The following is a 16021-nucleotide window of genomic DNA, read 5'->3' on the forward strand; positions in this document are numbered from 1 at the left end:
ATAACTACATACAAAGGAGTATTCACTTAATTTACAAGAGAACTTTATAATGAGACAACTTAAAATTACGAAGCAGGTTACAAACAGAGAAACAGCTTCGCTAGATAAATATCTTCAAGAAATTGGAAAAGTTGACTTAATTACCGCAGACGAAGAAGTAGAATTAGCACAACGTATTAAAGCTGGTGATCATTTAGCTTTAGAAAAATTAACGAAAGCTAATCTACGTTTTGTGGTTTCGGTAGCAAAGCAATATCAAAATCAAGGGCTAACATTACCAGATTTAATTAACGAAGGTAACTTAGGATTGATAAAAGCAGGACAACGTTTTGATGAAACGCGTGGTTTTAAATTTATATCTTATGCCGTATGGTGGATACGTCAATCCATCTTACAAGCATTAGCAGAACAATCTAGAATAGTGCGTTTACCATTAAACAAAATTGGTTCTATTAATAAAATTAATAAGACTTTTGCTTTTCTTGAACAAGCACATGAGCGTCCGCCGAGTGCTGAAGAAATTGCTAAAGAATTAGACATGACTATTAACGATGTTAAAGAGTCTATGAAAAATTCTGGTCGTCATGTAAGTATGGATGCACCTCTTATAGAAGGAGAAGATTCTAACTTATACGATGTATTAAACAGTGGTGAATCACCAAACCCAGATCGCGAATTATTAAACGAATCTTTACGAACAGAAATAGAACGAGCACTAGAAACATTAACACCTCGTGAGGCTGATGTGATTCGTTTATATTTCGGCTTAGGGAATCAACACCCAATGACTCTTGAAGAGATTGGAGAAACATTCGATTTAACTCGTGAACGTGTAAGACAGATAAAAGAAAAAGCTATTCGCAGGTTAAAACACACTTCAAGAAGTAAAATATTAAAAACATATTTAGGATAACCCTAAAAACAGTAACAAACAGTTTAAGCTCTTTTAGAGCATAAAATAACTGTTCGTTTTTTGATTGATGAAAGAACCCTCGGCTGATTACTGAGGGTTCATTTTTTTATATTACATTTGCGCAAAATCATAAAACAATGAGTTCAAAATTAATTGCTCCATCTATTTTAGCTGCCGATTTTGGAAACCTTCAAAGAGATATTGAGATGGTTAACAATAGTGAAGCAGACTGGTTTCACATCGACATAATGGATGGTGTTTTTGTTCCTAACATATCTTACGGGATGCCTGTTTTAGAAGCCATTACTAAACATGCAAAAAAAACAATCGATGTTCATTTAATGATAATCGATCCTGACAGATATATCAAAACCTTTGCCGATTTAGGTAGCGATATACTTACTGTGCATTATGAAGCCTGTACACATCTTCATAGAACACTTCAAGCTATAAAAGCTGAAGGAATGAAAGCAGGTGTAGCACTAAACCCCCACACCAATATTAACGTTCTTGAAGACACGATAAATGATATTGATCTTGTGTTAATAATGAGTGTTAATCCTGGATTTGGAGGACAAAGTTTTATTGAGAATACGTTTAATAAAGTTAAGCAATTAAAAGCGCTAATTATAAGAAAAGGAGCAACTACTCAAATAGAAATTGATGGAGGAGTAACTAATAAGAATGCAAAGACTTTAATTGACTGCGGTGCAGACGTTTTGGTCGCAGGAAGTTATGTTTTTAAGAGTAAAAACCAAATAAAAACCATTTCCGATTTAAAAAACAGCATTAATTCTTAATCTAAAATTAAAGAATTGATAGTATATCAAGTGATTAATTTTGATTATGTTAGTACTCGAATTGTTTGATTACCATTAAACTAAAAAAACAGAGTATCATCTAAAAAAATAAAATAAACATCAATAATAAAAATTTAAACATTAATTTTAACAAAAAATTTAATATGAAAAAGATTACAGCCATACTTTTCTTTCTAATGTGCACTAGTTTCGCTTATAGCCAATATAGAGGTTACGACGAATGGATTGCCAGTGTAGGTATAAACGTATTAGACAACAGTGCACATCAAGACCCTGTTAAAGGTTCTGAAAAATGGAGTTTCAGTCATCCAATAACAATTGGTATTGAATATAAGTTTGACGAAAATTGGGCTATAAATCCAATGTTGAGTTTTAATAAAGTTGACGAAGTTTATGAAGATAGCGCACATGGTGGTGCAGGTTGGATTGAAGGTGGTAACTATACATCTTTTGATGTTAATGGTAAATATTATTTTGATGAATACATTGCTCGAAATGATAAAATTGATGCCTATGGTGGTTTAGGTTTAGGATATTTTAAAGTTGCAGATGAATCAAATGTTTCTGGAAACATCAATTTAGGTATGCGTTTTTGGTTTACTCCTGAATTTGGGGTAAGATTACAAGGTTTAGCTAAATTTGCTTTTGATAATGATAAAGTATATGCCAATAATAACATCTTATATACTTTGGAATTATTGTATAGATTCTAAAATTTTTAGATTTAACTTTTACCAAAAAGGATCCTAATATGTATTTATTAGGATCCTTTTTGGTGAAAAATATTTATGTTATTTCATATTTATCATATCCATTTATTCTAATGAATTCTCCAAAGTGTCGACAACATCTTTAGCTGATTAGAGGTATGTACTGCATTTAATACTAATGATTTTTTCAATCAGTAAGGAAATTACTATTAAAATCATATACACAAAATTATTTCAAATAGAGAAACTTAGATTTTTTAAAATATACCACTCTAGCAATTGAATTTAATCACACTGTATAGGCCTAGAAGAGTCTCCTATTGTCTATATAAGCTCTCATAGGAAACCTAATACGACTATCATCAAATCACTTGATAAGAGTGTAGGCTTCCCTAAAAATAGGACAGTTACTAATTCGAATTTACTAACTTTAAATTCAAACTGTCACAATGAAAATCAGCAAATTTATTGAGAGTCAAATCATCAATGCTCTTAAGGAAAATGAACAAGGAAGGTCTGTAGGAGATTTATCCAGAGAATTAGGTATTGATAAGAGCACATTTTATTACTGGCGTAAAAAGTACGGTGGTATGGAAAAACAAGAATTGAAACGGCTTAAAGATTTAGAAGAGGAAAACCTTAAACTCAAACAGATGTTTGCCAATGTAAGTCTTGACAATATGATGTTAAAAGATATTTTGTCAAAAAAGTTCTAGGGCCTTCCGACAAGAGAGTTCGCGTTAAGTACCTTATCAAGGAATATTTAGTACCAATTATACGCGCTTGTAAAGTTGTTGGCCTCACTAGGTCAATGTGGTACTACCAGAGTAAAAGGGATGATAGCAAAGTTATTGATAAGCTCAGTAAACTAACAGAAGCCTATCCCACTCGCGGTTTTGATGAATATTATTATAAGATACGTCGTGAAGGTCTAAAATGGAACAGGAAACGAGTTTTACGAGTCTATCGTGAGATGAAGCTTAGTTTAAGACGTAAACATAAGAAGCGTTTGGTTAAACGTGAAAAACAACCATTAGAAGTGCCTGCTACACTCAATGAATGTTGGAGTATGGATTTTATGAGTGATGTTCTTACTGATGGTAGAAAGGTGCGTGTTTTTAATGTCATCGATGATTGTAATAGAGAAGCAATAGCTATTAACGCTGGGCTTTCTTATCCAGCAAGAGCAGTTGTAGAAACACTAGAACATTTAAAAGAAGAAATAGGAACACCTAAATATGTCAGGTGTGATAATGGTCCTGAGTTTATCTCAAAAATATTTATGAACTGGTGTAAAAAGAACTTTATAGAAATTAAATACACACAACCTGGTAAACCTATGCAAAACGGATATATAGAACGCTTCAATCGCTTCTTTAGAGAAGATATACTAGATGCTTATTATTTTAATGATTATATCAACTTCAGAAAATTAGTGATAACTGGAGGGAAGATTACAACTTTAATCATCCACATAAATCTTTAGGAAACATATCTCCCAAAGAATATATGCCCAGATTTGATGAAGAATTTAAATTCTTCATCAAATCTGACCTAAATAATAATTATTTGTCGAATTTTAAGGTGTCCTAATTAGGGGAAGCCTACAGAATAATCTGCACATCTACCGAAATATTTATTGTATTCTGACTCTATCTATAATTTGATGTTTTTTAATAACAACTTATATTTACAAGTAGTAACCTTAAATTAAGACTTATCGTGATATTTGTGAAGCCTACAACATCATTAAACCAGGATAGATTAAAAACAATAAAGGCTATCTTTTCAGACAGCCTTTATGCAAATATTTTTCAATTTTAACTTTCAAGAAATTATATAAAATATGTATTACGCACCTCTAATCTTCTGTTTAATACCTTCTTTAAACCAATTCCACGAATATTTCTTTATGGTTTTTTTATCTTGATCATAACCATAACCATACCCATAATTATACCCATAACCTCTCGAAGTTTTGGCTTCACTGATACTGTTAACCACATATACCATATTATTAAGTTTTTTACTCGTATATAAATCACTAGAAAACCCTAATAATTTTTTTTCTGTGACACCAGCTCTTGTAACATATACTGTAGCGTCTGCATATTGAGATATTAACAATGTATCTGTAACAAGTATTGTAGGTGCTGTATCTATTATAATGTAATCATACAAATGCTGTGCTTCACCTATTAACTTTTCTAATTTACCATTAGATAACAACTCTGTAGGGTTTGGAGGAATAGTACCCGCAGTTAAAACATCTAAAAACTCGACATTATAATTACTTTTCTGTAGATAATCCTTCCAGTCATCTTTGGGTTGAAAAAGGAAATCGGATAATCCTTTTGATTTCTTTGGACCATTCGCTATCGTAATTTTTGGATTTCTTAAATCTGCTCCAATTAATAAAACTTTTTTATTAATACTTGAAAATGCTAAAGATAAATTTACAGATACAAATGTTTTTCCCTCTCCTTTTATTGTAGAAGTTACATATACTATATGAGCTGTTTTATTTCCTTTAGGTGGTAAAACATGTTTTAAATTAGTACTCAATATTCTAAAAGATTCTGCTAGAATAGTTCTATCATGAGGATTTTCAAATAATTTATGTTCAGATTTAAGTTCAGGAATTTCACCTATAATTGGTATTCTATTAGATACTTTTGATAAATCTGATTTATCATGAATCTTAGTATCAGATTTAAACATAAGGAATAAAATACCAAAAGGAACAAGTAAAGCTCCTAATATACTTTTCACATATATCCCCTTGGAATCTGGGCTTACAGGTTTACCTGAACTTGCAGCATATTCAATAACTTTAATAGAGGGAGAAGTAATAGCAAGATTAATTGCTGCCTCTTCCCTTTTCTGTAATAATAATAAATATAAATTTTCTTTAAGATTTTGTTGTCTCTCTATAGAACGTAATACCTTTTCTTTTTGAGGCATACTCCTAACCAACCCTTTGGCATCAACCTCTTCGCTTTGTAGACGAGCTAATGAGGTGTTTAATTGTTCAAAATAAGAATTTAAAGAATTTTTTAAGTTACCTCTTAATTCTAAAATCTGGCGATCTAATGCCATGATCATAGGATTTTGAATCCCTGCACTTGCAATTAAATTTTCACGCTGTAAAATAATTTTATTATACTGAGTAACTATTCCATTAGTATTAGCACTTTGCAACCCAACATTTTCCGGCATTAACGAACTAAAATCATTCTTAGATAAAGGGTCTTCTAATAATTTTGCTAAGGCTATCTGATTTTCTAATTGGAATACGGCATTTTCAGAAGTACTGCGCTTCCCCATACTATACCCAACATCTGAACCAAATGTAACTAAATCGTTATTTTGTTGAAAATCCCTTTTATCAACTTCAATAGAATCCAATTCTTCTGCTAAATAAATAAAACGATCATCAACAAAATCAATAGTACGTTGAAATACCAACTGACGATCTATAACCCCGTCTTCATTAAATTGCTCGGCAACTTTATTTAAAGCGGCTTCTGATCTACTTTTATTCTCACCAGTCATGGATAATTGTAAAACATCTGTAGTTCCAACAGTTCCTACTGAAATTGAATTAGAAAGACTACTAGCTGCAGATGTGATAGGCTGTATCGTTACTATATATGTTAAGCCTATTTGCTTATTAACCCAACTATCAGTTTGGATTAAAAAAGGAAAATTTTCTCTGGGTGTATTTAAATTATATCCTTCAACTGTAAATTCATCGATATGTTCATCTCCTCTACTTATAATTAGACCATTTTCTATAATTTGAATAGTATACTTTTCCCAAGAAATTTGATTCTTAGGCTTTAAATAAACTAATCTTAAAGGACCTTTCCACGATTCTTTGTCCGTAAATTGCCCTTCTATAAAATATCGAATGTGTAAATCTAGACTGTCAACAACTTTAACTAATAGTCGATTAGATTTTATGACTTGAATATCATTTTCTAAATTTCTAGAATCGCTAAAAAGCCCTCCTCCTCCTGAAGCAACTTCTAATCCTGTAGATTCATTTAAAATTTTAATCTTAGCAAATGAATTATATATTTCCGGCGTATATCTTAAATATATAAATGCCGCCAAAACACCAATTAATAAACAAAGTAAAAACCATTTCCAATAATGCAAATAATTTAAGATTTCTTCCTTAATATTTATACTTGGATTATTTTGCTCCATATTATTGTTAGAAAATTCTTCTCCCATTTATCTTTTATCTTAACTCTTTAATAATAATACAAGTGTGATTACAAACGAAACCAATCCCATTAATGCACCAACACTAGTAAAGTATCCTGATTTCAAAACTTCAGGTCCATTTGGATTAACAACAATAATATCATTTTGTTTAATATTATAATATGGACTTGTAAACCAATCTGTTTTAGTCATGTCTATATGGGCTACTGTTCGAACTTGGTCAACTTCTCTTATAATCATAACATCTCCTCTTACACCATTAATAGACAAATCTCCTGCCATACCTATTGCCTGAGGTAAGGTTATTGTTTCTTCATCATAGTCGTATGTACCCGGACTCCCCACTTCTCCTAAAACAGTAAATTTAGCATTTACAATTCTAACTATTACAGTAGGATCCTTTAAATGTCCTTCTTCAATTAAAATATTTTTTATAAATACCTCTAGATCAGGTGTTGTTTTATTATTTACTTGAATTACACCTAATATTGGAAATGTTATGGATCCTGTGGAAGAAACCAAATATCCATTTAATTTCATCATTTCTGTACTATTTCCTCCTCCGCTATTATTATTTCTATTATAAGGCTCTGCTGCTTCAGACACTAAAGACTTTACAGATATACTTAAAATATCATTAATTTGAATTTTAGTAGCATTAATAATAACATCCTTTGGTATATTTTCATAGTCTTGAAAATATAATATCTCTTTTTTAGAAGCACAAGAATTTACAAAGAGAAAAGCTAAGAATAATCCTAGCATTCTAAATAATTTCATTAATTTATTTTTTTATATAATTTACAAATATAGATTGAATAGGTTTAAGTACAAATATCGTTTTGGATGTTTTATCTTTTTATTTTACTTTAGAATAACTTATCAGATTTAGTTTTCTTAATATTTTATTCAATTTTATACGTTTATGAAAAACACCATAATTAATAAAAAAGGGTAAAGAAAACATAGTTAAACCTATTAAAACAACCACCAATAACTGCAAATTAACTGCCAAATTTTGAAACATTAATGTAAAAATTAAAACTGAAGTTGAAGCAATTGAAATCACTAATGTTACTTGCCAATGCTTTAAACCCAATTGTAACATATGATGATGAATGTGATTCTTATCTGGACTAAATGGATGTTTTTTATAAATAACTACTCGAACATAAAAAATTCTAAAAGTATCTAATAATGGAAAAAACAAAATAGCGAGCACTATGATTGGTGCATTTAAATGAAATTGGGCTACGGGATTTAGTTGGTTAATATTAATAAAAGCAATAGATTGGAATGCTAATAAAAAACCAACTACCATAGAGCCTGTATCACCCATAAATATTTTTCTGACCTTTGAGAAATTAAAATACAAAAAAGGAATAAGCGAACCTACTAGAGCTAACGACACCACTGTTAAAGACATATCCTGCATTTTAAAAAACAAGAAACCGTAAAACAGAGATACTAGAAGTCCAACAGAACCAGCCAAGCCATCCAATCCATCTATTAAATTATAAGCATTAATAATTAATATAAACACAAATAATGTAAATCCAACAGAAACAAAGTAGGGTATGCTTTCTACACCCAAAATACCAGAGAACGTTGTTATCCTAACATCTGTAATTAAGATAACCATTAGAGAGGCAATAATCTGTCCTAACATTTTTTTCTTTGGAGATAGAATTAATATATCATCTTTTACCCCTAAAAAAAATAGAATTATTAAAGCACCTACAACAGGCATTAATAATTTGGCATCTAAGAACGCTCCAGATAACGTTAATACAATAGCAACGGCAAAAAATATCCCAATACCTCCAAGAGTTGGCACAGTTTTAGAATGCACACTACGCTTATCAGGAACATCGACTAATTGTTTTGCATGTGCAATAAAAATGATCGTAGGAAAAGCTAAAAAAGCAGTAACTAATGCTAAAAGGAAAGGAAATAACAACAATGTAGCTCCGTTTCCCTCTTGGATAATTTCAGTTAGTAAATTCATTAATAGCGGTTTATAAGCAAATGTACAACTTTAATAAAAATTGAACAATTTGGGTTTTGGTTTAATCTTAAGATTCGATTTTCATATTAAAATTAACATGAAATCCAAAATATTTATGTAATCGCATCTTTTAAAAAAGAAACAAAACATCAATAAAAAATACTTTCAAACATCACATTGCGTGTGAATTGCAAAAGTAGTTTTTACTTTTTAAATAACTGAGGAATCTTAGATAAGTTTTTTGAACAAATCACCAATGCAGGACTGCCCAGATTATTGCCTTTTAAAGCCATATAATCCTCTCGTGTCTTTAACCAGATGTTCTTCAAACTTCTATTACTTGCCCCTCCTACACGCATTTTAGTAATCACTTTTGGTAAATATTTAAAATGAAGTGAAGTGTCTTTAAAAATACGCAACATTAAATCGTAATCTGCTGCAATTTTAAAATTTAAATTGAACAATCCATGTTTTGTATACACCAATTTCTTTAAAAACAAAGTGGGATGAGCTGGCATCCAACCTTGTTTTAATAATTTTTCTGAAAACGGCTTACTCTTCCAATTTCTAACTATTTTTTCAGAATTTGTGGAATTGATATAATGTAAATCACCATAAACACCATCAACTTGTTCTTGCTCGAAAGCGTTTACAATATGACTAATGGTTTCGTTTGAAGCAAAAAAATCATCTGAGTGTAAAAATCCAACCACATCTCCACTAGCTTTTTCAATTCCTTTATTCAAAGCATCATAAATACCTTTATCAGGTTCGGAAACACATATCACATTTAGATGTTTTTGTTTCACTTCAGCTATAATTTCTAGCGTCTTATCTTTAGAAGCTCCATCAATAATAATATATTCTATGTTTGAATAATCTTGATTTAATACAGATTTCAAACAATCGCCTATGGTTTTTTCACTATTATAAGTGGCTGTAATAATTGAAACTTTCATTATATAATGTTTCTTTTTCTTATTTGTTGCGCAGGATTACCTTGATAAATGTAATTTGCATCTAATTTTGTGGTTGCCACAGAACCCACCGTTAGTATAGCCTGTGACTCTATTTTTACTCCTGGGCATACAACACATTTGGCTCCGACCCAAGCACCATCCTCAATAATTATTTCATTAACCATCAAATCGAATGTAGATTTTTTATAATTATGATTCCCACATAAAAGCATGGCTTCTTGTGAAATACAGACATGTTTTCCTATAATAACATTTGCTAAATTATCAATCCAAACCTTCTCTCCTATCCAAGAATAATCACCAACTGTTAATAACCAAGGATACTTAATATTCACGCCCGGTTTTAAAACAACTCCAGTTCCAATCTTTGCTCCAAAACATTTTAAGAGCAATACTTTTATACTCGAAATAGGATTTAACGGATTAATAAAAAACAAGACATTTATAAAATACCAGCATAAAATTTTTAATTTACCACCGGGTTTATACCACGAATTATTATAAGTTGATAAATCGGTTTTCAATTAGTGTTCTGCTTTTAATAAATTATCGAAATAGCTTATTGTCTTTACTAAACCTTCTTCTAAATGAATTTTAGGTTCCCATCCGTTTAACTCCTTTTTAGCTAAATCTATTACCGGTTTACGCTGTAACGGATCGTCTTGAGGTAAAGGTAAATGAATGATTTTAGATGTAGAATTCGTCATTTCTATAACTTTACTTGCCAATTCCATCATTGTAAATTCTACAGGGTTACCAATATTTACTGGTCCTGTAAAACCATCGCGACTCCCCATCATACGAATTGCTCCTTCTACTAAATCATCAACATACTGAAAAGAACGCGTCTGACTTCCATTTCCGAACATAGTAATATCCTGACCTTTTAGCGCTTGAACGATAAAGTTAGACACAACACGTCCATCATTAGGATTCATATTAGGGCCATAGGTATTAAAAATTCTAATGATTTTAATATCAACTTCATTTTGTAAATGATAATCCATAAACAACGTTTCCGCACAACGTTTTCCTTCATCGTAGCAAGAACGTAAACCAATTGGATTTACATTTCCCCAATATGATTCTGGTTGCGGATGTACTGCAGGATCGCCATAAACTTCACTTGTAGAAGCTTGTAATATTTTAGCTTTAACACGTTTTGCCAATCCTAACATATTTATAGCTCCCATAACTGATGTTTTAATCGTTTTTATAGGGTTATACTGATAATGAACTGGGGATGCTGGACACGCCATATTGTAAATCTCATCGACCTCTATCATGTAAGGTTGGGTAACATCATGACGTACTAACTCAAAATAATGATGATCCATTAAATGTTCGATATTCTTCTTACTACCTGTAAAATAGTTATCTAAACAAATCACTTCATTACCTTCGTTTAATAAACGCTCACATAAATGAGACCCTACGAAACCTGCTCCTCCGGTTATTAAAATTCTTTTCATTCTATTTTTTTCTATTTAAATAATTTCTTAGTATCAATTACAAGTTGTGGTTTTTGTGTAAATGCTTCTGCAAAATTATATGCAGATTTAGACCACTTATTAAAATTGTCTTCATTCATCTCTGAAAAACGATTTAATTGTTTTACAAATTCATCTGGTTTAGACAAAGATAAAGCATATCCGATATGTTTTTCATGAATATCTATCCAAGGTGTTTGATCGGAAATTAACACAGGGCATCCATTTTGCCAAGATTCCATGATAACATGACCAAAATTCTCATGCATCGTTGGTAATAATAAAACATGCTGATCTTTTAAAGTGTCTTTCAATCTATTATTAGGAATAGATCCTAAGTAATTAACTTCAACATGTTTTGGCATTTTTTTTATATACTCCTCACAAGAGTTCCAATATTCAGATTCATCAACTGGACCGATTATTGAAAATTTGATTGTATTTTCTGAATTTGTTGCAGATAAATACTCTAAAGCTTTTAATAAATTTTTCTTGATAGCTATTCTTGATACGAAAAACACATTTAAACCTTTCTCTTCCTTTTCTTTAATTTGATACATTCCCATTTTAGAAGATAAATTTGGTGCAATACGAACATCTAAATCGTTTCCAAATTGACTTTCAATTTCCTCTTTTTCTAAACTAGACGTTGCATGCCAGACTACTTTTTTATGTAATCCATTCAATTTAAATAATGATATAAATAATTTCTTCTTTAAAGGTTTAATTGCCAAAGCTCCTTTACCAACCATTCCTCTTGGTGCCAAAATACGTTTTAATGATTCTTTTCTATACGTCCATAAAGGAAGCAAAGTGAATTTTACAGAAAATAAAGAATTAAAATACACATAATTATAATCTCCGGATTTAAGTAAACCTTTATAAAATTTACTATTCTGATGTTCTTCATCTAAATAAATAATTTTATAATTTACTTTGTCTTGCCATGCATTACATACCACATTATTATATGGAGCAGATTCACCTAAATCTTTATTTGAAGTAACTATAGAAATATCAAATTCATCATGAAGATGAAACACAATATTATTTACAGATTGAATTGGCCCCCCAGCTTTGTAACCAGGTAAAAACCAATCAATAAAAATTAATATTTTTTCTTTCTTAGGCATTAGCGACTTCATTATAAATAGTTAAATAATCTTCAGCAATTTTATCAATATGAAAACGCTTCACGTTTTCTTGGCCTTTTCTGATTAATTCATTCTGTACGCTTTCATCTGATAAAATATCCTTAACACCCTTTCTTATTTCATCGACATTATACGGATCTACTAAATAAGCACTATTCGCTGCAACCTCTTTCATTGCTCCAATATTGGACGTAATTACGGGGCGACCAACTGCCTGAGCTTCTATAATTGGCATTCCAAAACCTTCGTAAGTTGAAGCAAACAAAACCAAATCAGATGATTTATAAGCCTCAACAATATCATTATAAGGAATTTGAAACATCGTTTTATATTCTAATTTGTACGTTTGTAAAAGCGCTAATTGAGCTTGTGTCAATTTTCCTATTATCGTTAATTTACAAGATATTCCGTTTAAAGCCTCAAAAGTACGTTCAATATTTTTATTAGGCTTAGTTCCTATCAATAATATATTAGGACAAACAGATTCCTTTTTCTTAGGACAATAGGTTAGTCTTGAATGTACAGGATTATAAACAACCTTAATTTTATGCGTTGCAAAAGGAACAATCTTTGATAGCTCTTCTTTTGTAAATTCAGAAATGACAGTGATTCTTTTCACAAACAGAGCTGGTAAGGTAAACCAAACAAGCTTGAGATATGTACGTTTTAAAATATTACCTTTTAAAATAGAGCCGATATCATGAATAGTGAGTACAGATTTATTTCCTGTAACAAAGGCCATATAGTTTACATCTCCAGTAATATGATTAACTTGGTTAATAGGCTTATTCTTAAAACTTAATAGATTTTTTAAAATAACGATAGGGCTGCCTCCTGAAAAGTATAGTTCTTGTGTCTCAACACTTACCTTATTTTTAAGTCTAGTCTGTATTGCACCAAATAACTCTTCAATACTATTGTATTGAGGTAAACGTTTCCTGAATATGTAATTTATTTTTAAAAACATTAACTCTTTTTAATTTGTGTTAATTGTTCTAAAATACTTATCAAAGTATCTATACAAGAGATTTCTTAATAAGAAAACAGGCACAGCATAAGTAATCATGTTCCCCATTACTTTTATCATGTTAAAACTAAATCCGCTAATAAGAAAATAAAATGGAGTAATGAAAATAACAGCCCAAAACATAGTTTTAGATTTATTAAAAAATAAACTAATAACATATCCAAATATAGCACCCAAAAAGGCTAAAAAAGGGAACATATTAATAGGTCCAAAATCAATATATGCATCTGTCATATAACCAATACTATGAGACGCTTGGCCTCCACCTACTAAACCCAGCATCGTATATTTATTAGTGTGTTCTGAATCATCGATTACACCTTTATTGGGGAAAAATATCCTAGGTTTAAAATAAAAAGAGACTGCATTAGTAAAAATATCACCATCTTGATACGGAATTTTCTCTGGAACATTATCTAATGTTATAGAAAAGAATTCAATATAACTAATCCGGTCTAAGAGATCTTCTAGTGCGTCCCCCATGTCTTCAAAAGTTAATTCTTCTAATAGAGAAACCATTTTATTAGCTCCGTCTGATTGAGAAACAACAACGTTTTGTCCTCCTCCGCCAGATAAATAATCTCTAAATTCTACTTTTACGGATGTCCATACTAAACCTAACATCAATGTAAGAGCTCCTAGAATAATGAATTTAAACAATTTGGACGTATCAATTTGATAAACAACACTTAACATACCAACAAAAGTTATAATTATAATGTTTTTAAATGAAGAAAAATAACCAGTAAAACCAATTAAAATTTCTACAAAGATCACTATATATAGTAATTTCAGGTCTTTCTTATAATAATTAGCATAAACATAAGCCCAAATGAATACTCCCCATTTTAATTTAGAAAACGCCATTAAAATCGTATTCAACCCTGGTATATAATTCTTAAGTATAAAAAGAAATGAGAAACCGAAAGTCAATATTAAATAACAAATTAATATTTTACGCACAGAATAACTAGGGTCAATAATTTTATCTATTGTTAATTGACTCATTTTTTTATTTGTTACCCAATATAACCCTAATGAAAAACAAATAAGACCGATGTTACTTTTCGTATTTGCATCATATAATCGGTAAATATTCTGGTAATAACTAAATTGCTCATCTAAAGGAATATTTAAGAAATTACCATAAAAAATTTTTATATTGATTGCTAACCATTGAAAAAGAAGCGCAAAAAACAACGTTGCATAAATAGGATTCCTTATTCTAAAAAACAAGCTTAGAACAACACATAGTGATGTTAAGGCCAACATACTAGACATGAAATGAGGACCTATGATTGACAATAATAACCATGGTACAATTAAAATCTGAATGATTTTTGATGCTTCTTTATTCACTAATTAATTTATTTGTGCTAGTTTATATGTGAAACTAAATAGAATATCCTTTTATTTAAAAATTAATAATCTCTACAATAATGAGTCCTTAAAAATGAAATATCAGCTTAGAGTATACTTGCAAATTTATTATAATACCCTAATTATCAACTATATATATTATTTTTTTAAACGATTCTCGGACAAGATCTACCTGATTGTTTCGGGATAGACTTAGCTGCTGCTTATCAGCATTTTTTATCTCTTTAAAATTTACCAAAATATCTGAAATCTTATACGTTTTATTTAATGGTTCAAATGACCATGTTTTAAGGTATTGGTTTAACTTGGTAACTTCTATTCCCATGTACGGGACATTATAACTCATTGCTGTGATGGCTCCATGTAAACTGGTTCCTATATAAATCTCAGAACGGGCAATTAAAAACATCGTATCCCATATTGAGGGTTGATCTATATAAAAAGATTCATCCTTTAGTAAACTGTGGATTTTATTTAATGGTATGTGATCTTCATGAGAACCTGCTCTACCTATTGGACATAAGCATATTTTTAAATTGTACTCGCTAGAAATAGTTTTTAAAACCTGAGCAATCTTATCTACTTTATTTAAAGAAAGAGTCTTATTAATTTGAAAAAAGACAAATGGTTGTTTCTCGACAAAATCCCTGACATTTGGATTTATTAATTTATTTAAATTATCTAAAGGATAATATTCAGACATTATAACAGCCGAATCAGGTACTAGCTTTACGGATTTACTTTCTTTTTTTATATTATTGAAAATGTTTTCATCTCTAACGGATAAGTAATCTCCAAACAAAGAACTATCATATAAATTTGAAAATTTGTGAAAATTTGTTCCTCCAACTGAGTTGTATACTACCGCTTTTAAACGAGGAAAATCAGATTTTTTTATTACAAAAGGAAAATCAGATTTACCTCCTAGAAAAAATTTAGCTAATTTGTTTCTGTTAAAAAGTTTACTTGTTACCCTACCTCCTCTCATAAATATTTTAGCAGGATGTTTTAAAGCTAATAAAACTGAAGACCATTGAGCTGTTAATATATCTCCTCCTGCTACAATTAGTATCGAAGAATCGTTTTCTATGGAATCATAAAAGTGGCTTAATTTTTTTGTTTTTAGAGCTCCATATTCACTTAAATCACTTTCTACTATACTATAAATGTTTATCAAATACTTATCGTTATTAGGCTCATTAGTAATAAACTCTTTTAATATAATAGGGAATAATAGATCTCCGTAATTATGACGGTCATAAGCTCCTAGTATATTTATTGTAGTCTTTTTAAGCATTTTTG

General features: G+C 30.2%; 14 protein-coding genes and 1 pseudogene. 5 read left to right on the top strand and 10 right to left on the bottom strand.

Annotated features, from left to right (window positions below):
* The first annotated feature begins 49 nt into the window (after window positions 1-49).
* From R6X41_RS03425 to R6X41_RS03445, 5 genes and pseudogenes are all read left to right on the top strand, one after another.
* A complete protein-coding gene (locus R6X41_RS03425) occupies window positions 50-913 on the top strand; it encodes a sigma-70 family RNA polymerase sigma factor (RefSeq protein WP_318497465.1) in 864 nt (287 codons plus the stop codon).
* Window positions 914-1050: 137 nt separating this feature from the next.
* Entirely contained in the window at window positions 1051-1713 is a 663-nt protein-coding gene (gene rpe, locus R6X41_RS03430) for a ribulose-phosphate 3-epimerase (RefSeq protein WP_318497466.1), read from the top strand.
* 164 nt (window positions 1714-1877) lie between these two features.
* Entirely contained in the window at window positions 1878-2447 is a 570-nt protein-coding gene (locus R6X41_RS03435) for an outer membrane beta-barrel protein (RefSeq protein WP_318497468.1), read from the top strand.
* A gap of 446 nt (window positions 2448-2893) precedes the next feature.
* Complete coding sequence (locus tag R6X41_RS03440; RefSeq protein WP_318497470.1) at window positions 2894-3160, top strand: transposase; 267 nt, start codon at window positions 2894-2896, stop codon at window positions 3158-3160.
* Window positions 3161-3195: 35 nt separating this feature from the next.
* Window positions 3196-4037, top strand: a pseudogene (locus R6X41_RS03445) (IS3 family transposase).
* Window positions 4038-4295: 258 nt separating this feature from the next.
* On the opposite strand, the gene R6X41_RS03450 reads toward R6X41_RS03445, so the two are convergent.
* The 10 genes from R6X41_RS03450 to R6X41_RS03495 form a co-directional block, all read right to left on the bottom strand.
* Window positions 4296-6686, bottom strand: a complete 2391-nt coding sequence (locus R6X41_RS03450; RefSeq protein ID WP_318497472.1) for a GumC family protein — start codon at window positions 6684-6686, stop codon at window positions 4296-4298.
* A 12-nt stretch (window positions 6687-6698) separates the two neighbouring features.
* The gene (locus R6X41_RS03455) at window positions 6699-7460 is read right to left on the bottom strand and encodes a polysaccharide biosynthesis/export family protein (RefSeq protein ID WP_318497474.1); all 762 of its coding nucleotides are present in this window, start codon (window positions 7458-7460) and stop codon (window positions 6699-6701) included.
* 79 nt (window positions 7461-7539) lie between these two features.
* Window positions 7540-8688 (bottom strand): glycosyltransferase family 4 protein, encoded by a 1149-nt coding sequence (locus R6X41_RS03460; RefSeq protein ID WP_318497476.1) that lies wholly within the window; start codon window positions 8686-8688, stop codon window positions 7540-7542.
* Between the two features lie 203 nt (window positions 8689-8891).
* Window positions 8892-9647 carry a glycosyltransferase family 2 protein gene (locus tag R6X41_RS03465; RefSeq protein WP_318497478.1) on the bottom strand — a complete coding sequence of 252 codons (756 nt, stop codon included), beginning with the start codon at window positions 9645-9647 and terminating at the stop codon, window positions 8892-8894.
* Window positions 9647-10192: a WcaF family extracellular polysaccharide biosynthesis acetyltransferase gene (locus R6X41_RS03470; protein ID WP_318497480.1), complete on the bottom strand. Its 546-nt coding sequence runs from the start codon at window positions 10190-10192 to the stop codon at window positions 9647-9649. Before R6X41_RS03470 ends, R6X41_RS03465 begins: the two co-directional genes overlap by 1 nt.
* On the bottom strand, window positions 10193-11140 hold the full coding sequence (locus R6X41_RS03475) for a UDP-glucuronic acid decarboxylase family protein (protein WP_318497482.1): 948 nt from the start codon (window positions 11138-11140) through the stop codon (window positions 10193-10195).
* Window positions 11141-11151: 11 nt separating this feature from the next.
* Window positions 11152-12291: a glycosyltransferase family 4 protein gene (locus tag R6X41_RS03480; protein ID WP_318497484.1), complete on the bottom strand. Its 1140-nt coding sequence runs from the start codon at window positions 12289-12291 to the stop codon at window positions 11152-11154.
* The gene (locus R6X41_RS03485; RefSeq protein WP_318497486.1) at window positions 12284-13279 is read right to left on the bottom strand and encodes a glycosyltransferase family 4 protein; all 996 of its coding nucleotides are present in this window, start codon (window positions 13277-13279) and stop codon (window positions 12284-12286) included. The genes R6X41_RS03480 and R6X41_RS03485 overlap by 8 nt, the downstream gene beginning before the upstream one ends.
* A gap of 9 nt (window positions 13280-13288) precedes the next feature.
* A complete protein-coding gene (locus R6X41_RS03490) occupies window positions 13289-14698 on the bottom strand; it encodes a hypothetical protein (RefSeq protein WP_318497488.1) in 1410 nt (469 codons plus the stop codon).
* A gap of 139 nt (window positions 14699-14837) precedes the next feature.
* Window positions 14838-16016 carry a polysaccharide pyruvyl transferase family protein gene (locus R6X41_RS03495; RefSeq protein WP_318497490.1) on the bottom strand — a complete coding sequence of 393 codons (1179 nt, stop codon included), beginning with the start codon at window positions 16014-16016 and terminating at the stop codon, window positions 14838-14840.
* Between the last annotated feature and the right edge of the window lie 5 nt (window positions 16017-16021).

Source organism: Formosa sejongensis, assembly GCF_033447105.1.
In the GTDB taxonomy this organism is placed as follows: domain Bacteria; phylum Bacteroidota; class Bacteroidia; order Flavobacteriales; family Flavobacteriaceae; genus Formosa.